Below are 20371 nucleotides of genomic sequence, written 5' to 3' on the forward strand. Positions count from 1 at the left end.
ACCGTGGAAAGGCCGCTATTTTTTCGGCCGGTATTTTTCCGGCAGCTCCGGCACCGGCCGCCTGTCGTCAATCAGGTGACGAATGGTCAGAATCGGGTGGCGCCAGAGCATCCGCGGCCCGGCCCAGCGCATGATCTGCTTCATCTCTTCCCGCTTCGCCGGCTGATAGCAGTGTACCGGACACTGTTTACAGGCCGGCTTCTCTTCGCCAAATACGCACTTATCCAGCCGCTTGTCGGCGTAGGTATTGAGCGCCCGGTAATGCTCACCTTCGTCACGGGCGTCCGGGCAGCGGCGTTGATACAGCCGAATCATACAGCTGATAGTCTTTTTTTCACGTTCGATGCGTTTGCCCATATCACAGCCTCAAGCCAATAAGATGCATTGATTATACACCTTTGTCTCTGTCAGGGCATCTCACTGCTTCAGATGCTGGATTAACTGCAGCGCGGCTCCGGATAACACACCAAAATGGCTCCAGGCATAGAAATCTCTGACAAACACGCTGCCTTCCGCTTCCAGCGGGCGCAACAATCCAAGCTTCTCTTCCAGTCGATAGACGGGGGCGGGCATTGACGTTAAAAGATCGCTCTCAGCGATAAAGGATTTTATCGCTGCGGATGAAGCGCACTCGATAATCGGAACCGGACAGGGCAGCTGATGCGAGCGAAAAATATCTTCGAGGATAAGCATCGGCGTGCTTAACGGCGGCGGCATGATCCATGGATAGTCGAGCATCGCCGCAAGCGACAGACGTTTTTCTTTTTGCAGCGGATGGCCTGGCCTTGAAATGATACAAATACGATCCTGCCAGTTAATTTTTCCACGAACTACGATTTTATCGTCGTGCGGTAAAGGCCCGCAGAGGGCGATATCAATTTCATGCATCAGCAGCAACTTAAACAACTCTGAGTCAATGCGGTCGAATATTTTGATGTGTATCTGGGGATGGCGTTTATGAAAGGCGGCTAATTTATCAATAAAATGGCTGGTTAACAGACTGGATACGCAGCCGATTCTCAAAATCCCCTTGCCCGCCCCGCGGATCAGCGCCATTTCCTCTCTGGCCTTGTTCTCCGTGTTCAACATTGTCATGGCATAGGGTAAAAACGCGCTGCCATACTCACTTAACGCCATTCCATGCTTATGTCGTTCAAATAAGGTGGCATTCAGATCCTCCTCCAGGGTCAGCAATAATCGGCTGAGCCCGGATTGCGTAATCCCCATTTTCTCCGCAGCCAGGGTTAAATTTCCTTCGCTGGCGACGGTAAGAAAGGCTTGTATCTGTTTAATTTTCATAGCCATGACAATTACTCATTGAACGAATTATTTTTACATTTCCCTGGCGCTTCTTTTTGCGTCAAGAATGCAGTAAGCAACGAAAAAAAAGAAAAGTGCAACAGCGGCGCATTTCCGTGGGAAACACTCTCAATATTTATAGATCAACACCCTGACCCTAACGATAATTTATAATGAGAATAAATCACTATGACACAGAACAACATTCTATTAATCCTCGGCGCTATTTTACCCGTTATCATTACCGTTCTCATTGGCTATATCAGCGGTAAACGCAAAGACTTCAACTGGCAGCAGGCTGGTGATATTAATAAAATTGTGATGCTGTATGCTTTACCGCTGAGTATTTTCAGTAATATGGTCATGACGCCGCGGCATATCGTGATGAGCATGGGGCCGGTCGCTATCGCCATTATCCTGGCGCTAATTCTGAGTTTCCTTATTCCCTTAGCTATCGCCCGTTATATCTGTAAACGCTCCCTGGCGCTCAGTACCCTACAGGCTCTGGCCATCGGCTCGCCGGCCGTTCCCTTCATTGGCACCTCGGTACTGGCTTTTTTATTCGGTACCGTCAGCGCCTCACTCATTACTGTTTCCAGTATTACGCAAAATGTCTTCCAGCTCCCGCTGGTGATGATTCTGATGTCCGTTGCAACGGGGGATAAAAGCCAGAATATCTCTTTTGCCACGCGGGTCATCAACGCCATCAAGCAGCCGGTTGTATGGTCGCCGGTTGTCGCGCTGATATTAGTATTAATGGATATTCATATTCCAGAAACCGTATCAATGTCGCTAGGTCTGCTGGGTAAGGCCTCCGGCGGACTGGCGCTGTTTGCCGCAGGCATCGTGCTCTATACTCGCAGCATTGTCATCACCTCCGCCACCATTATTACCGTCATCGCCCGTAATATTCTGGTGCCCGGCGCCTGCTACCTCATTTTGTTAAAAATGGGTTTCAGCATGGAGCAAATAAAACAAGTGGTATTAACGATGGCGATTCCTGTGGGCTCGATCGCCATTATTATTGCTATGCAATATAAGTCCGGCGAGCAAGAAATGGCCTCGACCATGGCGCTAAGTATTATTACTTCCATCATTACGATGGGCGCATTTATTTTCCTGACCTTTTAATCACGGCGATAACATCGCGTTAATCCGGAGAGAATATGACTTCTATCACTGTATCGGCCGCTGAATTATTACTGCACCGGCTTCAGGCCCTCGACGTGGCCTATATTTTTATTAATTCGGGTACCGATTATCCCCCGGTTATTGAAGCGTGGGCCAAAATGCGCGCCACGGGACAACAGGTACCGGAGCTGGTGATATGTCCCCACGAGAACGCCGCTATTGGCATGGCCCATGGCTATTATCTCGGGAGCGGGAAAGTGCAGGCCGTCATGGTTCACACTAACGTAGGCCTGGCCAATGCCGCCTGCGGCGTCATCAATCTGGCCAACAGCAATATTCCGGTGCTGATTTTTGGCGGACGCACGCCGATTAGCGAGCATTCACACTTTGGTTGTCGCAACACGCCGATTGGCTACGGCCAGGAGATGCGCGATCAGGCGGCGCTCATTCGCGAGTCGGTGAAATGGGACTTTGAATTACGCATTGCCGATCAGATCGGCGAGCATGTTGACAGAGCATGGGCGATAGCCCGTTCATTGCCAAAGGGGCCGGTGTATTTGAGCCTGCCCCGCGAGCCGCTATGCGAAACGTTCACCATCGATGAACAAGCGCTTTATGCCTCCCCCACCCAGCAGCCGGTCCGCTATGCGCCAACGCGGGCGGATATTGCCAGCGCCGCCGATGCGATAGCCAATGCCAGACAGCCGGTCATCTTCGCCCAGCGCGGCGCAAGAACGTCTGGTGGCTTTGCGCGGCTCAATACCCTGGTTAAGGAGTGGGCCATTCCGGTGGTGGAATACTGGGGCACTGAAGTCACCCTCGGCAGCGACAATCCTATGCTGGCAGGCAGCGATCCCGAAGGCTGGCTTTCTGCCGCCGACGTCATCATCGTTATCGACTCGCAGGCCCCGTGGATCATCGAAGAAAGCCGCTGCAACGACAGCTGTAAGGTGATCCAGATCGGCCCCGATCCGCTTTTTTCCCGCTACCCCGTCCGCGGTTATCGCGCCGATATTAACCTGGCCGGAGAAACCGACGAGGTATTCGAACTTTTACAAGAGGCGCTCCAGCCGCTTGTGGCGGCGAAGCAACGGCAGGTGGCTGAACGTGAAAAGCATGTGCTTAATCTGATACAACACGCGAAGAACCAACGTGAAGCCCTCCTCCACACCAACCAAAAAGGGGCAATTGGCAAACCCTGGCTGAGTTACTGTCTGGGTCAGCTTGCCAATCAACATCAGGGGAAGATCGTCTCTGAACTGACAACAATGCCGCAGTTCACCGGCCTGACTCAGGCGGACAGTTATTATCAGGAAGCGCTGGCGGGCGGTCTGGGTGAAGCGTTGCCCATCGCCTTAGGGCTGCAGCTCGCCCGGCGGGGTGAGCTTATCATCGCCGCCGTGGGCGACGGCTCCTATCTCTTTGCCAATCCGGCGGTGTGTCATCACATCGCGGAAGTGATGAAGCTTCCCGTGTTGGTGGTGGTCGGCAACAATGGCGGCTGGGGAGCGGTGGCGGGCGGCACCCGGGCGCTCTATCCCGACGGCTATGCTGCTAAGATGAACGCTATCCCGGCCACCGCGTTTTCGTCGTCGCCAGATTTCACCGCGCTCGCCGCCTCCAGCCGCGCGGCTGCGCTGACGGTTTCGCTGGCGGAAGATCTCCCCGGGGTACTGGAAGAGGCGGTCGCTATTATTCGCACTCGCCGACAAAGCGTACTGGTCAACGTTGAACTAGGACGTTAATCACAGCCAGCCGTTTTAGACCTGCTTCCCGGCATTATCCACGTGCCCCAGCGCTTTTTCCGGGAAGCAGACGTCCCTCACCCGCCGTTTCAGCTCGGCAGCGTCCGGGAAACCGCCGTCCCGTTTGCGCTCCCAGATGAGCGCCTCATCGACGCTCACCGTAAAAATGCCGCCGGTACCGGGCACCAGCGTGACCGAAGCGATATCGGTACTAAAGGTATGCAGCAGCTCCTGGGCCATCCAGCTGGCGCGCAGCATCCAGTTGCATTGGGAACAGTAGTGAATGGTAATCATCGCTTTATGGCTCATGTTGGCTTGCTCCCGTCCGCACGAATGTAAACAAAATTCAGAATAGATGATTATTTTGTTGCAAACGATAATACCTATCATTACCATTCGCAATTACTAAATCAGGAATACCACTGTCCGCCAGGGAAAACACGGACCAACCTGCACTCTGGAAGTAACGCGTGAGCCGATACTAATAATTATCAAGGCGTGGCTACAAATGTACAAATCGACTCAATCAGCAGCATGGTGTAAGAAAAGCCTGCTGGCGACTTCTCTGCTCGCAGCAATCGCGCAGAATGCCGCTATCGCGGCCGTGACCCAGGATAACACGACGGATAGCGCGGAACAGATGGTGGTGACCGCCCCGGCCCCACAGCTGAAAGCCGGCAGCGAGCATTCGGTGAGCGCGCAGGAACTGCAGGACAAAGGCGCCAACGACTTCGGCTCAATCATGCGTTATGAACCCCTCATCAGCGCCACCGGCGCCAGCGGCGGTTCCGGCAACGGTAAAAGCGGTTTCGATCGCGGCGGCTATACCGGCTACAACATCCGCGGCCTCGAAAGCAACCGTGTCGGCATCGATGTTGACGGCATTGCCCAGCCAAACGCCACCGGCCGCGGCTACGTTGGCCGTTCCGGCCTCAACACCTTTGGCATTGGCCGCGATTATATCGACCCCTATATGTACGGCAGCGTGGATATTCAGTCGGGCGCCACCTCAACCGAGACCGCTAACAGCTCAATCGGCGGCAACGTCTCCTTCCGCCCGAAATCGGCGGATGACTATCTGCGCCCGGGCAAAACCAGCGCCTTTGGCTACCAGAGCGGCTACGACTCTTCCGACCGCAGCTGGCATAACGGCGTCACCGTCGCCGGCGGCGATGAAACGCTGCGCGGCATTTTCGTCTACAGCCGCCGTGATGGCCAGGAAACCGAGAACAACAGCGGTAGCGTCGACGCTTACCCGGCAAACTGGCACTCTGACGCGTTTATGGCCTCCGGCATCTGGCAGCCGAACGATGAACATAAGTTCACCAGCACCTTCGACTACTATCACAAGACCAACCACAGCCACTTCGATTCGTGGGACTCCAGCGGTAACAGCGTGATCGGCACCGCCAACCAAACCAACCAGACGCGGCGCTGGGGGCTGAGCCTGAAAGACGACTGGACGCCGATGAACGATTACATCGACAGCGTCTCGACCAAGGTGTATTACCAGCATACCGAGGCTCACGACTGGACCTGGATGCCGGATAGCGTCACCCGCAAAATGCAGACGGTCAATTCCGACTACGATACCGATACCTGGGGCCTGCAGACCGCGCTCGCGAAAAGCATCGGCCGCCACGACCTGAGCGCCGGTTTTAACGCCAGCACGACCAAAACCCAGCGGCCATTTAGCCAATCGCCGATCCCTAGCGTCTACAGCGAAATTATGCAGCCGGAAGCGGACAGCCGTAGCTACACCATCGGCGGTTACGTGCAGGATCAGATCAACTTCGATCTCGATAGCCACAACTTCGCGATTATTCCCGGCGTACGCGTGACGCATCAGTCCACTAAACCGGAAGATCTGTCCGATCTTAGCGCTAACAGCAGCGTGCTCACCGAATCGTCGGTGGCGAATCTGTATGGTAAAAACAGCGACACCCAGGTGCTGCCGTCACTGACGTTCCAGTACGACATTACGCCGCGGCTGATGACCTATCTGCAGTACCAGCGCGGCGCGCAGTTCCCGAATGCCAGCCAGCTGTATGGTTCGTGGAACCTGGGCTCCAGCTATGCCGGCAGCCAGCAGTACGCGCTAATCGGCAACAACGATCTGAAAACCGAGACCAGCGACAATATTGAATGGGGTATCAAGGGCGAAGTCACCGAAGGCATCACCGTGCGTACCGCGCTGTTCTACAACAGCTATAAGAACTTTATCGCCTATACGCGTTATTCGCGCGCCAACAATCCGGGCAAATTCACTAACGTCCCGTCGAATATTTACACCATTTATCAAGCGGAAAACCGCGATAAGGCCTATATCTACGGCGGCGAGATCAGCACTAAATTTAACTTCGGCACCTGGTTTGAGCAGGTGGATGGCCTGAGCGCCACCCTCGCCTGGGGCTATAGCGAAGGGAAATCGAAATCCAGTTACTACGGCGATAAATACGTCGACCTCGACAGCGTCGCGCCAATGAAAGCGATCGTCGGCGTGGCGTGGGACGATCCGGCTAAGCGCTACGGTACGGCGCTGACCGCCACCTTTGTTAAGGGCAAACAGGCCACTGCCACCAGCCGCGAGAGCTACAACAACACCGGCTCCGCCATCGCCGATTCCAGCACCGAATATATGCGCGTGCCGGGCTACGGCATGCTGGACTGGACCGCTTACTGGCAGGTGGCGAAGAACGTTCGCCTCAACGGCGGGGTTTACAACATTACCGACCGTAAATACTGGGACTACCTGAGCAGCCGCAACATCGAGACCAGTACCAATCAGGATGCCAACGATAAAGCGCTGGCTGTGATGCCCGGAAGGACCTGGCAACTGGGCGTGAATATCGATTTCTGATCGCCCGAATAATTACAAACCTGCCCCCCGGCCCGCGGGCCGGGGAAATTCATCGTAGAGAAGGATGTGAATTATGCAAAACGCACACGACGATCTGTGGCAGCGCTACCAGGCCACCAAAGCCCGCTCCACCGCCAAATATGCCCGCGACATCGCCGCAGAGATGGGAATTAGCGAAGCCGAATTAACCGCCGCGCGCGTCGGTCACGATGCCGTGCGTCTGCACGACGACGTACGGGCGATTATCGCCGCCCTGGAGAGCATCGGCGAAACCAAATGCATCTGCCGCAACGAATACGCGGTGCACGAGCAGGTCGGCGAATTTACCCATCAACACCTGAGCGGCCACGCCGGGCTGGTGCTCAACCCGCGGGCGCTCGACCTGCGCCTGTTCCTCAGCCAGTGGTCAAGCGTGTTCCACCTCAACGATAACGGCCGCCAGAGCATCCAGTTCTTTGACCCGCACGGCGATGCGCTGCTAAAGGTTTACGCCACCGGGAAAACCGATATGGCGGCATGGCAAACGCTGGTAGCCAAATTCAGCGAGACGGCGCCCGGCGCGCTGACGATTCGCCCGGCCGACCGCGTGAAGTACGCCGACTCCGCCGACGCCGCGGCGCTGGAAAACGAGTGGCGCGCAATGACCGATGTGCACCAGTTCTTTGGCCTGCTGCGTAAACACAATCTTTCCCGTCAGCAGGCCTTCCGCCTGGTGAGCGACGATCTGGCCTGCCGCATCGACAATAATGCGCTGCCGGGACTGCTGGAAACGGTACGCCAGGACGGCAATGAAATCATGATCTTCGTCGGCAACCGCGGCTGCGTGCAGATCTTCACCGGCGTGCTGGAAAAGCTGGCGCCGATGCGCGGCTGGATCAACATCTTCAATAGCGCCTTTACCCTGCATCTGCGCGAAGACAGCGTGGATGAAATCTGGGTCACCCGTAAACCGACCTCCGATGGCCACGTCACCAGCGTCGAACTGTTTGCCAAAGACGGTACGCAAATCGCCCAGCTGTACGGCCAGCGCAGCGAAGGCCACCCGGAGCAACAACAGTGGCGTGCGCAGGTGGCGCGTCTGTGCGCGGAAGGGCAGCCGGCATGAAACGTTGGGGAATACTGCTTGCCGCACTGCCGCTGTTCGCCAGCGCGGCCGCCGAACGGGTAATTTCCCTCGGCGGCGACGTCACCGAAATTGTCTACGCGCTGAACTCTGGGCAGCAACTGGTGGCGAAAGACAGCACCAGCACCTGGCCTGCCGCCGCGCAGAAGCTGCCGGACGTCGGCTATCTACGGCAGTTAAACGCCGAGGGGATCCTCTCCTTACGCCCGCAGCTGGTACTGGCCAGCACGCAGGCGCAGCCGTCGCTGGTGCTGCAGAAAGTGCAGGACAGCAAGGTGACGGTCGTCAACGTGCCGGGCGGCGATAACCTTGCCGCCATTGATAACAAAATCGCCGTTATCGCCAAAGCATTAGGTAAAACTCCGGCAGGCGACGTGCTGCGCCAGCAGGTCAAGCAGCGGATAGCCGCCATTCCCTCACGGCCTATCGCCAAACGGGTGCTGTTTATCCTCAGCCACGGCGGGATGAATACCATGGTGGCCGGACAGCACACCGCCGCCGATGGCGCGATCCGCGCCGCCGGGCTGCAAAACGCAATGCAGGGCTTTGACCATTATCGCGCGATGTCACAGGAAGGGGTGGCCGCAAGCCAGGCGGATCTGGTGGTGATTTCCGCCGATGGTCTCAAGGGGATGGGCGGCGAAAGCGGGTTATGGAAATTGCCCGGTCTGGCGCAAACGCCCGCTGGCCGCCATAAACAGCTACTGGCGATCGACGATATGGCCCTGCTCGGCTTCGGCCCGCGTACGCCGCAGGCGCTCCTCGAACTGCGGAAAAAAGCGGAGCAGTTGCCCTGATGCGCCCTGCCCTCGTTCGCCATTTGCTGTTGATGACGCTGCTGCTGGTCGCATTGACGCTCTACGCCACCACCCTCGGCGCAATGCGATTGCCATTGATCAACCTGCTGCCCTCCGGCGATGAAATCCTGCGCCATATCTGGCTGACGATCCGTCTGCCGCGAGTGCTGCTGGCGCTGCTGGTCGGCGCCGCGCTGGCGCTGTCCGGCTGCGTGATGCAGGGGCTGTTTCGCAACCCGCTCGCCGACCCGGGGCTGCTGGGTATCAGCAGCGGCGCGGCGCTGGCGGTGGCCTGCTGGCTGGTGTTGCCGCTCAGCGTGCCGGCGCTGTTAGCTCTGTATATGCCGATGCTGGCGGCTTTTATCGGCAGCCTGGCAGTGATGGCAGTGATTTTTATCCTCAGCCGCGCAGGCGACGGTTCGCTGTCGCGGCTGCTGCTGGTGGGGATCGCCATCAACGCTTTATGCGGCGCGCTGGTTGGCGTGCTGGCCTGGCTAAGCAATGATGCTCAGCTACGCCAGCTGTCGCTGTGGGGAATGGGTAGCCTGGGTCAGGCCGAATGGCCGACGCTGCTGGTGGCGGCCAGCCTGATTATTCCGGCGTCAATAGCGGTGTGGCGGATGGCAACACGTCTTAACCTGCTGCAACTCGGCGATGAAGAGGCGCACTATCTCGGCGTTAACGTGCGGGCGATACAGCGGCTGCTGTTGTTATGCAGCGCGGTGCTGGTTGCCGCGGCGGTGGCGATAAGCGGCGTCATCGGCTTTATCGGCCTGGTGGTGCCGCATCTGATGCGAATGTGGCTGGGGGCGGACCACCGCGGGCTTATCCCTGGCTCGCTGCTGGCGGGCGCGATTCTGCTGTTGATTGCCGATACCCTGGCGCGCACCGTCGCCGCGCCGGCGGAGATGCCGGTGGGGCTGCTGACCAGCCTGCTCGGCGCGCCGTGGTTCCTGTGGTTGATATTTCGTCGGGAGAAACCAATCCATGGATAACAACTATCGGGCGCAAGGGCTGTCGCTGCGGCTCGGCCAACGTCAGGTGATTGACCAGGTTTCGCTGACGCTTCGCGGCGGCGAGATGACCGCGCTGATCGGCCCGAACGGCGCGGGCAAATCCACCCTGCTGCGGCTGCTAACCGGCTTCCTTACCCCGGATAGCGGCGAACGCATGATGGACGGCAAAGCGCTGGAGCGTTGGTCGCCGCAGGCGCTATCGCGCCGCCGGGCGGTGATGTTGCAGCGCACTCCACTCCAGGCCGACTGGACGGTGGAAACGGTTATCGCCATGGGGCGCTCGCCGTGGGAAGCGACCGCCAGTCCGCAGACTCTGCGCGATGTTATGGCGGAAACCGGCTGCGATCATTTGCGCGGCAGGCGCTATCCGTCGCTTTCCGGCGGCGAGCAGCAGCGGGTACAGCTGGCCCGCTCTCTCGCGCAGCTGTGGCAAAACGGCGCGCCGCAGGGATGGCTGTTTCTGGATGAACCCACCTCGGCGCTGGATCTCTATTACCAGCAGCATCTGTTACGCCTGCTCAAGCGGCTGACCGCTTCCGGCCAGCTACATGTCTGCGTGGTGCTGCACGATCTCAACCTCGCCGCCCTGTGGGCCGACCAGATTCTGCTGCTGCACCAGGGACAGGTGGTAGCGCAGGGCACGCCGCATCAGGTTATCCAGCAGGAAATCATCCGCCGCTGGTACGGCGCGGACGTGCGCCTCGGCCAGCATCCGGAAAAAGCGATTCCACAGGTTTATCTGGCGCCCTGAACGTCACGTGCGGCCAGCTTAGCGATGGCCGCGCGCCTGAGAATTGGAATCAGGATCGCTGCGTCCACTTCGTCACTTTCCCTCAAATGCCTATCTCCGTTATCATGTCTTCCTCATGCGATAACGACGACAATAATAAAATCGCACTCTATTAAAAATCAGGGACCTGGATAACACCCTATGAGCACAATCGACAATTTAGACGCCCATACCCCAATGATGCAGCAGTATCTGAAGCTGAAGGCTCAGCATCCGGAGATCCTGCTGTTTTACCGGATGGGCGACTTTTACGAGCTGTTTTATGACGACGCCAAACGCGCCTCGCAGCTGCTCGATATCTCGCTGACCAAACGCGGCGCTTCCGCGGGCGAACCGATTCCCATGGCCGGCATTCCCCACCACGCGGTGGAAAACTATCTCGCAAAGTTGGTAAACCAGGGCGAGTCGGTCGCGATTTGCGAACAGATTGGCGATCCGGCCACCACCAAAGGGCCGGTTGAACGCAAAGTGGTACGCATCGTCACGCCGGGCACCATCAGCGATGAAGCGCTGCTGCAGGAGCGCCAGGACAACCTGCTGGCCGCCATCTGGCAGGACAGCAAGGGCTTCGGCTACGCGACGCTGGATATCAGCTCCGGGCGCTTTCGCCTGAGCGAACCGGCCGACCGCGAGACCATGGCGGCGGAACTACAACGTACCAATCCGGCGGAACTGCTGTATGCGGAAGATTTTGCCGAATCGTCACTGATTGAAGGCCGCCGCGGCCTGCGCCGTCGCCCGCTATGGGAGTTCGAAATCGACACCGCGCGCCAGCAGCTCAACCTGCAGTTCGGCACCCGCGATCTGGTGGGCTTCGGCGTCGAAAACGCCCCGCGCGGGCTGTGCGCCGCCGGCTGCCTGTTGCAGTACGTAAAAGATACCCAGCGCACCTCGCTGCCGCACATCCGCTCCATCACCATGGAACGCCAACAGGACAGCATCATTATGGATGCCGCCACCCGTCGCAATCTGGAGATCACCCAGAATCTCGCCGGCGGCGTTGATAACACCCTTGCCTCGGTGCTCGACTGCACGGTCACGCCGATGGGCAGCCGCATGCTCAAACGCTGGCTGCATATGCCGGTACGCGATACCGCGGTGCTGGTTGAACGCCAACAAACCATCGGCGCCTTACAGGAACGCTATACCGAGCTGCAGCCGGTGCTGCGTCAGGTCGGCGACCTTGAGCGTATTCTGGCGCGTCTGGCGCTGCGTACCGCCCGCCCACGCGATTTAGCCCGTATGCGCCATGCCTTCCAGCAGCTGCCGCTGCTGCGCGAGCTGCTGGCCGACGTTGACTGTCTGCCGGTGCAACAGCTGCGCGAGAAAATGGGCGAGTTCGCCGAACTGCGTGAACTGCTGGAACGCGCGATCATCGACGCGCCGCCAGTGCTGGTGCGTGACGGCGGCGTTATCGCTCCGGGTTATAATGAAGAGCTGGATGAGTGGCGGGCGCTGGCCGATGGCGCGACCGATTATCTCGACAAACTGGAAATCCGCGAACGCGAGCGGCTGGGCCTTGATACCCTGAAGGTCGGCTACAATGCCGTTCATGGTTACTACATCCAGATCAGCCGCGGCCAGAGCCAGCATGCGCCGATCCACTATGTGCGCCGCCAGACGCTGAAAAACGCCGAGCGCTACATTATTCCTGAACTGAAGGAATACGAAGATAAGGTCCTGACGTCTAAAGGCAAGGCGCTGGCGCTGGAAAAACAGCTCTATGACGACCTGTTCGAAAAGCTGCTGCCGCATCTGGCCGACTTACAAACCAGCGCCAGCGCGCTGGCCGAGCTGGACGTACTGGTGAACCTCGCGGAACGCGCGGAGACCCTGAACTACTGCTGCCCGACCTTTATCGATAAACCCGGTATTCGCATTACCGAAGGCCGCCACCCGGTGGTGGAGCAGGTGCTGAAAGAGCCGTTTATCGCCAACCCGCTGCAGCTGGCGCCGCAGCGCCGCATGCTGATCATCACCGGCCCGAACATGGGCGGTAAAAGTACCTATATGCGCCAGACCGCGCTGATTGCGCTGCTGGCCTATATCGGCAGCTACGTGCCGGCGCAGAAAGTAGAAATTGGCCCGATCGATCGCATCTTTACCCGCGTCGGCGCGGCAGATGACCTGGCGAGCGGCCGTTCCACCTTCATGGTGGAGATGACCGAAACCGCCAATATTCTGCACAACGCCACCGAACACAGCCTGGTGCTGATGGACGAGATTGGTCGCGGCACGTCTACCTACGACGGTCTGTCGCTGGCGTGGGCCTGCGCGGAGAATCTGGCAAATAAGATCAAAGCGTTGACCCTGTTCGCCACCCACTACTTCGAGCTCACCCAGTTGCCGGAAAAAATGGAAGGCGTGGCCAACGTGCACCTCGATGCGCTGGAGCATGGCGATACCATCGCCTTTATGCACAGCGTGCAGGACGGCGCGGCCAGCAAGAGCTATGGCCTGGCGGTCGCCGCGCTGGCGGGAGTGCCGAAAGAGGTGATCAAGCGCGCGCGGCAGAAACTGCGCGAGCTGGAGAGCATTTCGCCAAATGCCGCCGCCACGCAGGTTGATGGTACGCAGATGTCGCTGCTCTCCGCGCCGGAAGAGACCTCGCCGGCGCTGGAAGCGCTGGAGAATCTTGACCCGGATTCGCTGAGCCCGCGTCAGGCACTGGAGTGGATCTACCGCCTGAAAAGCCTGGCGTAATTAACCGTTAAATAACAAAAAGCCTGGCGTCATCGTCAGGCTTTTTGTTTTTAGCATCAGTTATATTGCAGGGTGATCGTCCCGGTGGCATTGGCGGTACCGGGGGTAATGGTTTCCCCTATTTTATGGTAGTTAGCCCGGAAGGTCAGAGTTTCATTGGCGGAAGCGCCGCCAGGGTTGGTCGCGTCAGCATAGGTACTGGCCGTGCCGGTATCTCCGGAAAAGGGCGTAGCGCCATCAGCGTCGGTCCCCGCAGACCAGGTTGAAGTGTCACTGCGCTTTGAGTAAAAGATCGGTATCGTCTGGCCTGCGCTCATCAACACATAGAACCCGCCATTGGGAAGTTTTCTTTCCAGCTGTACCCCCACCCCCGTCGCCGTACTCCCGTCGCCATTATCGGATAGCGCAATCGTTGAATCATCTCCCGCCACCGTCGCCGCATTCATGGTCATCGAGACATTGGTTCCCGGCTCGCAGGTCAGATTGACGTTTTTTTCCGGACCGGAATAGACGTAGCCGGTACTATCAAATGCCGACACTTCGACATCCCCCATTGGGAAGTTGAGACTCGCCACATCCGCCGTACAGCCCATCGCATGTACTTCAACCGTGGTGGTCGACAGCGTCAGCGTGGAGGCGATGTCGCCATCACTGCTATCAATACTCTGCGTTTCGCGATAATCGACCCGCGCCAGCGGGCTCGGAACGTTAAACGTACCGCTGGTTATCGGCCCGCCGGTGGCGATAATCTGCACCCGATAGGCGGAGTTATTGAGGGTGTGGTCAGAGCCTGCCCCGGCATCGTGTTCCTGCCAGCTGTTATCGATCGCCCGTTCGTCATCAAACGGACCCGCCTGATTAATGGTATAGACGCGGATACCGAGCCCGGTGGCGGTTGAACCATTGGTCAACGGATAGACATTATCCTGCAGCGGGCTGGCGGTGGTTAACGCGCCGGCGTAGTGAAAACCAACGTAATAGGACCCCGCACAGTTCTTGATGGTTGTCGTGCCGCCGGACATATATCCGGAGTCATAAAGGATCTCGCCCGGCGCATAATTTTTACTGGAGACCAGTAGCTGCTGCGGCATCGCGACATAAGATTGCGACGGGGTGTCGTCGGTACGATGACAAACCGCCTGGACCGCCAGCGGAAACAGCCCCAGCAATAACAGGGTGGGATATAAAAATTTTAACACGTTGTTTGCCTTAAATCGGGGTTAATTATAGGTCACGTTCAACGTGACCGCGGAGCTGAATTTACCCGCCGTTGGGGCGCCATGAGGGGTGTACATGCGGGCAATAAATTTCAATGCGCCCGCGCCATTTTCAATGGGTACCGGATAACTCACCCCATTGGCCAGCGCCACGTGGATAGCTGGATAATCGAACAACTGCAATCCAACATCGGTAGCGCCATCGGCATCAGGCGTCACCTGATTGGCATAAATGACCGAGCCATAGGTCGGGTCTTCGGAATAGGGCGTGCCGGTGAAGGTGACTGTGGCCTGGCTGATTTCAGCAGTACAGCTGTCAAAACTGATGGTGACTGGAACATTACCGGTGTTACCGCCGGCAACAGAAAAGTCTCCTTTATAGTATTTCCCCAGATCTACGGTTTCAGGATTGGTGACATTACAGGTTCCTGCGGCAATCCTGCCGTGAAAGGTAATATCACGTGTCTCCCGGAGATTATTATCCCCAGCCAGAGCTGACATTGCGCTAACCAGCATCCCCGCGAAAAACAGAACAGCATATAAAAATTTTGACATGTCTCCTGCCTTTTATCAGGTAACTAGTTATAAACAACGTTCAGGGTGACGACGCTCTGGAACTCCCCGGTGCCGGGGTTGTGGCCTGGAGTTGCCATTCTTGCGATAAAAATGATTTCACCGGCATGGCTGTCTGACTCGAGAGTGACGTCATGACTCTGCCCGTTAGACATTTGCCAGTGATCCGCATCAGTTAATAATTCCAGTGCAACATCGGTTGCGCCGCCCCCCTCTGCCGTAATCCCGTTGGCAAAATAGAATGGCTGGGTTCCATCTACGGCACCGGTAAACGCTACCGTCGCTTTAGTCAGCGAGGGAGAACAGTTAGTGAAAGAGACAGTGAACGGGACATTGTCCGTGCTATCGCCTTCATTAATAAAATCCGTTGGCAGATAGGTTCCTAGTTCAACGGTCGCGGGATAACTAACATTACAGCTGCCTGCCACAATATTCCCCGTGACGCTGAAGTTAATGACATCCTGTGTGTTGTACGCCAGCGCAGACGGCAGCCCGGCAACGAAAAGCAGGCTCGTCGCCGCCATGCGTCGGACGGTAGCAAAATGAAAGCGTGACATCAGTGAGCCCCCTGGACGGGATGGCATATCCCGTTGATAAACAGAATATCGGCCTGCGACTTCGCGCCCGCCAGTGTGTAGTCAACGGCACACTGTTTGTTCGCCCCGTCGCCCCACTTGACCATCAGTTGCCCTTTATCGGCGAGACCAACCAGGTACACTTCGCCACTGTCGCCGACGATGCTGCTGCGGGTGTCGTCCGAATCATCGCTGGTTTGCGTGACTACCGCGCCGAACGGCACCGGCTTACCGTTGAAGATCAACGTCATCATCGCCTTCCGGCCAATCCAGGTGTTGTACTTCACGCGGACCACCGCGCCTTTGGTCGGCACCACGGTTTTGGCGACGTTATCAATGGCCGCGGTGGCATCGCTGGCCTCCACGGTATTGAGGGAAATCTGATTACTGTGGTACGGACGCACGTACGGCACAATCGCATTACCAAAGTAGTCGGTATGGACGTTAGTCTGGCCATTGATCGGCACCCCGGAGACGCCCGGCGTTTCCACCAGCGCTACGCTGTCATTCAACTGACGGGCCAGGGTAATACCGCCGCTGTGAACCACCATTCCACCGCGCAGGCTATAGTTCAGACGACGGCTGTAGTCGTCGTAGCTGTAACCGGCGGACACATCGGCATACGAGCTCTGGTAGCCGACGGTAACGTTGCCGTTGGTCGCTTCTGAATCGGCGTTATAGCCTTCCGACACCTGCCAGTTGAGCTGGTTTTGCTGCATTGCGGTGCCGGAAATACCGATGTTATGCGTGGTATCGCCGTGTTTGCTGCTGTTCATCGAGTAGTTAGCCGAAATCGACTGCGCCGCTTCACTATTGCTGAAGGCGCTGAACGGTACGCTAAAGTTAAGCGAGAAGACGTTATCGTCATCGTATTCATCGGAATCGTTGCCATAACCGCCATCAACGTTTTTCGTGTGCGCATAGTTCAGCGAGTACGATACCGGCCCCAGCGTGCTGCTGAAGCCGAGGTTCAGCGAGTCGGCGTGCTGGCTATTCCAGTAGGAGGCGTCATACATGGTCAGGGACAACGTACCGAAAGGCAGCGTCTGTGAGATAGTCACGTCGAAACGATTACGTTCGCGACCGTTATCGATGGCGCTGTTGCCCGGGTCCCAATCATTGAGGAAATCCTGGAACGACAGATAACCGCGGGTTGAGAATTTGTAGCCAGCCACCGCAATATCGGTGTTGGTCTGCTGCAGCGTCTTGCTGTAGCGCACGCGGTACGACTGGCCGCTATGGTGTTCCATCTGCCGTATATTGTCCGGTTGCGGGACATCCGCCCACGACTGTGAAATATCAAAAGAGAGCGCCCCGGCGCTGCCGAGGTTAAACCCGGTACCGGCAATCAGGTTGGAGTATTTGTCTTCCGCCTGAATATAACCGCCGTACAAGGTCACGCCTTTGCCGACGCCCCAGGCCGCCGATCCCTGGACAAAGTTAAAGTCTTCCGCCCGCGAATCCGATCCGTCCTGGCGGGTTTTACCCGCCACCAGACCATACTGCACCTGTCCTTCACGCTGTAGCACCGGCAATGTGGCGTAAGGGACGATGAAGCTACTTTGCGAACCATCAGACTCCTTGATCACCACTTTCAGGTCGCCGGAGCTACCGGTCGGGTACATATCGCTGAATTCGAATGGCCCCGGCGGCACTGTGGCCTTATAGATGCTGTGTCCATTCTGGTACACGGTGACCTCGGCGTTGCTGCGGGCGATACCGCGGATCACCGGCGCGAAGCCCTGCATGCTGTCCGGCTTCATATCATTATCGGAATACATCTGTACCCCGGTAAAACCCACGCTATCAAACACGCCGCCTCGGGTGGTGCCCTGCCCGAGAACCAGTTGGCTTTTCAGGGATTTAATATCGCGGGAAGCGTAGGTGTACACCGAATCCCACTCACTTTCGGATTCAGAGTGGCTGTAGGTGGAATAGTTACGCAAACGCCACGCCCCCAGGTTCAGCCCCGGCTGTAGGCTGACGAACTGGTTGCTACTGTCCACGCCATTACGGTGGTGCAAATCCTGCTGACCAGAGACGCTGTAGTTAAGCAAACCGGCGGCAATACCTTCATCCCATCGCTCTGGCGAAACGTAGCCACGGGCGGTGTTGAGCAGGGCAACCTGCGGGATAGTGAGATCAAAGCGCTGATTCGCCAGATCCATTTTCTGTTCCAGACCCGGAATAGCCTGCATGCTGGCGCACTCGCTGGTTTTGTCCTGTTCGCTAAAGTAGTTATCGACCCGCACATTCCAGGCTTTCAGCTCAGACACGCTCAGGCACGCCCCCACAACCTGTCCGGCAGTGGTGTTCTTGTCGTCCGACAGCTTGCGAAAGGAAATGGTTTTAGTATCCACCAGGCTACCGTTGATATAAATATCGACGTTATAGTCACCAGGCGGTACCTCATCTTTGGCAAACAGACTGAGATCCATCATTGGCGTCTCTGTACTATCCGTTTCCAAAAGACGAGGGTTAAAATGTTCCTGAGCAATGGCGCTGAAAGAACTGAAGGCAATACTGAGCCCCAGCCCTAAAGAAAGGACATAGGTATGCTTAACTTTTTCCATTATTACCCTGTATCCGTACGGGATACGTACCGTGCCGATTAATATGAAGAGACTTTGTCCTGACCTTTCACGCCGTAATCATTAATCAGCGACCAGGTCACTTTGCCGTGGGAGGGGATCTTCCCTTCGGAAATATTCAGCGTGGAGAACGGCGCGACAAAATATTGGCCGCTGAGCGCATGATTATTAATTTCTATGCTGGAGAAGTTCATATAAAACGGCGTCGGATTATTGACCTGCACACCGCCGGCAGCTGGCTTCCATACCACTTTATTTGCACTGCTTTCCGGCGACTGGCCTTTGAGCGCAACCGGGCGATAGATCAGCTTAATTTTCGAATTAATGGCAATCTGCATGGTATTTTTGCCAGCAGAACTATCATCCGTAGCGGGAATACCTTTTACGTTTAGCCACAATAATGATTCGCGATCTTCCGGAACCGGCATCCCTGAACGAACAATCCGGATTGACGCTTTTTTCCCGGCTTCGAGGCGAAACAGCGGCGGCGTAATAATCATAGTTTCTTTTTTCAGCGCGCTACCTTCGGCGGGACTGACCCAGGATTGCACCAGATTGGTAACTTTGTCCGAGTTTTCCACGGATAACGAGGCGGCCTGATGGGAGCCGTCAAAAATCACCCGCGTTCCGCCGGTAACGATACTGGCAGACGCATTCAGACTGGCAACGGCGGCCACACAAAAAACAAAAGCTGCGATGGGTTTCATTATGCAATGCACTCACAGAAATATAAGGAGGGTTTCCCCTCCTTCAGGATTAGTTATAACGGACGTTATAGGTCACGACGGACTGAACCGTACCAGCAACAGCCTGATCAACAGCAATCATCGATGCGGTGTAGGTCTCGGTAGCAGAGCCAGAGTCCAGGGTAATAGGATCGTTGTCTGCATTGTTCTTCACGATGGTGCCATTAGAACCGCCTTGCTTCAGTTGAACGGCAACGTTTTGTGCAGCAGTGACGCCAACCCCAGAGGCAGTATTCGCGAAGTACGAGTCATCACCAGCCACCGGGTCAACCGGCGCAGAGAAGACAATATTGACATTGGACGCAGTCGGGCACTGGTCCAGATTAAAAACGAACTGTTTCGGCGCGCCGAGGTCACCTTTTGCTACCAAATCAGTTGCTGCCACGCTGCCCAGTTCAACGGTTGCATCCGGAGTACCGCCATCAACAGTGATATTGCAACCCGTCTCCAGCACTTCACCGTTAAAGGTAATGGTGTTAGATGCCATCGCTGCCGCGCTCATGCCAAAAGTCAGAACCAGAGCTGCGCCGATTTTAGTAAGTTTCATTCTTTAATATCCCAATAAAAATAATAAACATCGCAATTATTAATTGTTGTCAAAATGACAACCGAAAAGCATTATCAACAAACGCCCATTAAATAATGCACGTTCAGTGATAATGTTTATTAACTCGTTTAGAAAAAATGGACGTCAATATGTATTTTAAAATACCCCATCGAGTCCATATTTAGACTACAAGATATTTACAGATTGATTCAAATTGGATGCATTTAATTAAAAACTTATGGAGGGTTGACTGTTTAAAAAACACCCAGAGAGAAGCAGAAATGAGTAATGATAGCTGACAGGATGTGAATTATAATCCTTAATGATTAAGTCACTAGTTATAATCTAATTGAAAATAGTTGTCACGCCCTTTAATTCTAAATAAAAAGGCCCGGAATATCCGGGCCAGTGATTTAACGCTTTTCTTCCGCCAACAGCGGTGGAATATGCGGCACCTGTGGCGCTTCATCAATATCTTTCTGCGTCATGCGGAACGCTTGCGGATAATGTTCGCGGCTGGTACGACGCAGCGGTTCGGTATTACGCCAGGTATAGAGGCAGTGCTGACACTGGTAAACGATCCACACCCCTTTTACCGGCGACGTCGCCATCACTTCAATCTGTTCATCAGCACAACGTGGACAAATCATCTTCTTCT

Annotated in this window: 18 protein-coding genes; 8 read left to right on the plus strand and 10 right to left on the minus strand. The window is 56.3% G+C overall.

Going from position 1 to position 20371, the window contains the following annotated elements:
* Positions 1 to 15 precede the first annotated feature (15 nt).
* Entirely contained in the window at positions 16 to 357 is a 342-nt protein-coding gene (locus tag ABLU80_RS08310) for a nitrous oxide-stimulated promoter family protein (protein WP_042895283.1), read from the minus strand.
* 60 nt (positions 358 to 417) lie between these two features.
* Positions 418 to 1305: a LysR family transcriptional regulator gene (locus tag ABLU80_RS08315; protein ID WP_015370012.1), complete on the minus strand. Its 888-nt coding sequence runs from the start codon at positions 1303 to 1305 to the stop codon at positions 418 to 420.
* Positions 1306 to 1488: 183 nt separating this feature from the next.
* Between ABLU80_RS08315 and ABLU80_RS08320 the strand changes: the two genes are divergently transcribed.
* Together ABLU80_RS08320 and ABLU80_RS08325 are read left to right on the plus strand one after the other, a co-directional pair.
* Positions 1489 to 2430 (plus strand): AEC family transporter, encoded by a 942-nt coding sequence (locus ABLU80_RS08320; protein WP_015370011.1) that lies wholly within the window; start codon positions 1489 to 1491, stop codon positions 2428 to 2430.
* A gap of 35 nt (positions 2431 to 2465) precedes the next feature.
* The gene (locus ABLU80_RS08325; protein ID WP_348849890.1) at positions 2466 to 4175 is read left to right on the plus strand and encodes a thiamine pyrophosphate-requiring protein; all 1710 of its coding nucleotides are present in this window, start codon (positions 2466 to 2468) and stop codon (positions 4173 to 4175) included.
* A 15-nt stretch (positions 4176 to 4190) separates the two neighbouring features.
* Here ABLU80_RS08325 and ABLU80_RS08330 read toward each other — a convergent pair whose 3' ends face one another.
* Positions 4191 to 4484 (minus strand): SelT/SelW/SelH family protein, encoded by a 294-nt coding sequence (locus tag ABLU80_RS08330; protein WP_015370009.1) that lies wholly within the window; start codon positions 4482 to 4484, stop codon positions 4191 to 4193.
* A gap of 199 nt (positions 4485 to 4683) precedes the next feature.
* On the opposite strand from ABLU80_RS08330, the gene ABLU80_RS08335 reads away from it, so the two are divergent.
* From ABLU80_RS08335 to mutS, 6 genes are all read left to right on the plus strand, one after another.
* A complete protein-coding gene (locus ABLU80_RS08335) occupies positions 4684 to 7035 on the plus strand; it encodes a TonB-dependent receptor (protein ID WP_047058921.1) in 2352 nt (783 codons plus the stop codon).
* Between the two features lie 73 nt (positions 7036 to 7108).
* Positions 7109 to 8140 (plus strand): hemin-degrading factor, encoded by a 1032-nt coding sequence (locus ABLU80_RS08340; protein ID WP_047080421.1) that lies wholly within the window; start codon positions 7109 to 7111, stop codon positions 8138 to 8140.
* The gene (locus ABLU80_RS08345; protein ID WP_047080420.1) at positions 8137 to 8955 is read left to right on the plus strand and encodes a hemin ABC transporter substrate-binding protein; all 819 of its coding nucleotides are present in this window, start codon (positions 8137 to 8139) and stop codon (positions 8953 to 8955) included. The genes ABLU80_RS08340 and ABLU80_RS08345 overlap by 4 nt, the downstream gene beginning before the upstream one ends.
* A complete protein-coding gene (locus ABLU80_RS08350) occupies positions 8955 to 9950 on the plus strand; it encodes an iron ABC transporter permease (RefSeq protein WP_047080419.1) in 996 nt (331 codons plus the stop codon). Before ABLU80_RS08345 ends, ABLU80_RS08350 begins: the two co-directional genes overlap by 1 nt.
* A complete protein-coding gene (locus ABLU80_RS08355; RefSeq protein ID WP_348849891.1) occupies positions 9943 to 10722 on the plus strand; it encodes a heme ABC transporter ATP-binding protein in 780 nt (259 codons plus the stop codon). Before ABLU80_RS08350 ends, ABLU80_RS08355 begins: the two co-directional genes overlap by 8 nt.
* A 180-nt stretch (positions 10723 to 10902) precedes the next feature.
* On the plus strand, positions 10903 to 13464 hold the full coding sequence (mutS, locus tag ABLU80_RS08360) for a DNA mismatch repair protein MutS (RefSeq protein ID WP_047080417.1): 2562 nt from the start codon (positions 10903 to 10905) through the stop codon (positions 13462 to 13464).
* A 56-nt stretch (positions 13465 to 13520) separates the two neighbouring features.
* Here the strand turns inward: mutS and ABLU80_RS08365 are convergent, their stop codons facing one another.
* From ABLU80_RS08365 to ABLU80_RS08395, 7 genes are all read right to left on the minus strand, one after another.
* The gene (locus ABLU80_RS08365) at positions 13521 to 14663 is read right to left on the minus strand and encodes a type 1 fimbrial protein (protein WP_052767589.1); all 1143 of its coding nucleotides are present in this window, start codon (positions 14661 to 14663) and stop codon (positions 13521 to 13523) included.
* Positions 14664 to 14684: 21 nt separating this feature from the next.
* Positions 14685 to 15236, minus strand: a complete 552-nt coding sequence (locus ABLU80_RS08370; RefSeq protein WP_015370001.1) for a fimbrial protein — start codon at positions 15234 to 15236, stop codon at positions 14685 to 14687.
* 23 nt (positions 15237 to 15259) lie between these two features.
* On the minus strand, positions 15260 to 15811 hold the full coding sequence (locus ABLU80_RS08375) for a fimbrial protein (protein WP_015703284.1): 552 nt from the start codon (positions 15809 to 15811) through the stop codon (positions 15260 to 15262).
* Complete coding sequence (locus ABLU80_RS08380) at positions 15811 to 18402, minus strand: fimbria/pilus outer membrane usher protein (RefSeq protein WP_260841888.1); 2592 nt, start codon at positions 18400 to 18402, stop codon at positions 15811 to 15813. The genes ABLU80_RS08375 and ABLU80_RS08380 overlap by 1 nt, the downstream gene beginning before the upstream one ends.
* 38 nt (positions 18403 to 18440) lie before the next feature.
* Positions 18441 to 19127: a fimbria/pilus periplasmic chaperone gene (locus ABLU80_RS08385; protein WP_163331769.1), complete on the minus strand. Its 687-nt coding sequence runs from the start codon at positions 19125 to 19127 to the stop codon at positions 18441 to 18443.
* Positions 19128 to 19176: 49 nt separating this feature from the next.
* Positions 19177 to 19713 carry a hypothetical protein gene (locus ABLU80_RS08390; RefSeq protein ID WP_015703287.1) on the minus strand — a complete coding sequence of 179 codons (537 nt, stop codon included), beginning with the start codon at positions 19711 to 19713 and terminating at the stop codon, positions 19177 to 19179.
* A 413-nt stretch (positions 19714 to 20126) separates the two neighbouring features.
* Positions 20127 to 20363, minus strand: coding sequence for a non-oxidative hydroxyarylic acid decarboxylases subunit D (locus ABLU80_RS08395; RefSeq protein ID WP_047080415.1), 237 nt, complete (start codon positions 20361 to 20363; stop codon positions 20127 to 20129).
* Positions 20364 to 20371: the final 8 nt, after the last annotated feature.

Source organism: Klebsiella sp. CN_Kp104 (genome assembly GCF_040064515.1).
GTDB lineage: Bacteria > Pseudomonadota > Gammaproteobacteria > Enterobacterales > Enterobacteriaceae > Klebsiella > Klebsiella aerogenes.

Excerpts from the sequence above, each read along its gene's own strand:
- ABLU80_RS08310 (WP_042895283.1), bottom strand. The coding sequence starts at position 357 with ATGGGCAAACGCATCGAACGTGAAAAAAAGACTATCAGCTGTATGATT.
- ABLU80_RS08315 (WP_015370012.1), bottom strand. The coding sequence starts at position 1,305 with ATGGCTATGAAAATTAAACAGATACAAGCCTTTCTTACCGTCGCCAGC.
- ABLU80_RS08320 (WP_015370011.1), top strand. The coding sequence starts at position 1,489 with ATGACACAGAACAACATTCTATTAATCCTCGGCGCTATTTTACCCGTT.
- ABLU80_RS08325 (WP_348849890.1), top strand. The coding sequence starts at position 2,466 with ATGACTTCTATCACTGTATCGGCCGCTGAATTATTACTGCACCGGCTT.
- ABLU80_RS08330 (WP_015370009.1), bottom strand. The coding sequence starts at position 4,484 with ATGAGCCATAAAGCGATGATTACCATTCACTACTGTTCCCAATGCAAC.
- ABLU80_RS08335 (WP_047058921.1), top strand. The coding sequence starts at position 4,684 with ATGTACAAATCGACTCAATCAGCAGCATGGTGTAAGAAAAGCCTGCTG.
- ABLU80_RS08340 (WP_047080421.1), top strand. The coding sequence starts at position 7,109 with ATGCAAAACGCACACGACGATCTGTGGCAGCGCTACCAGGCCACCAAA.
- ABLU80_RS08345 (WP_047080420.1), top strand. The coding sequence starts at position 8,137 with ATGAAACGTTGGGGAATACTGCTTGCCGCACTGCCGCTGTTCGCCAGC.
- ABLU80_RS08350 (WP_047080419.1), top strand. The coding sequence starts at position 8,955 with ATGCGCCCTGCCCTCGTTCGCCATTTGCTGTTGATGACGCTGCTGCTG.
- ABLU80_RS08355 (WP_348849891.1), top strand. The coding sequence starts at position 9,943 with ATGGATAACAACTATCGGGCGCAAGGGCTGTCGCTGCGGCTCGGCCAA.
- mutS (WP_047080417.1), top strand. The coding sequence starts at position 10,903 with ATGAGCACAATCGACAATTTAGACGCCCATACCCCAATGATGCAGCAG.
- ABLU80_RS08370 (WP_015370001.1), bottom strand. The coding sequence starts at position 15,236 with ATGTCAAAATTTTTATATGCTGTTCTGTTTTTCGCGGGGATGCTGGTT.
- ABLU80_RS08375 (WP_015703284.1), bottom strand. The coding sequence starts at position 15,811 with ATGTCACGCTTTCATTTTGCTACCGTCCGACGCATGGCGGCGACGAGC.
- ABLU80_RS08380 (WP_260841888.1), bottom strand. The coding sequence starts at position 18,402 with ATGGAAAAAGTTAAGCATACCTATGTCCTTTCTTTAGGGCTGGGGCTC.
- ABLU80_RS08385 (WP_163331769.1), bottom strand. The coding sequence starts at position 19,127 with ATGAAACCCATCGCAGCTTTTGTTTTTTGTGTGGCCGCCGTTGCCAGT.
- ABLU80_RS08390 (WP_015703287.1), bottom strand. The coding sequence starts at position 19,713 with ATGAAACTTACTAAAATCGGCGCAGCTCTGGTTCTGACTTTTGGCATG.
- ABLU80_RS08395 (WP_047080415.1), bottom strand. The coding sequence starts at position 20,363 with ATGATTTGTCCACGTTGTGCTGATGAACAGATTGAAGTGATGGCGACG.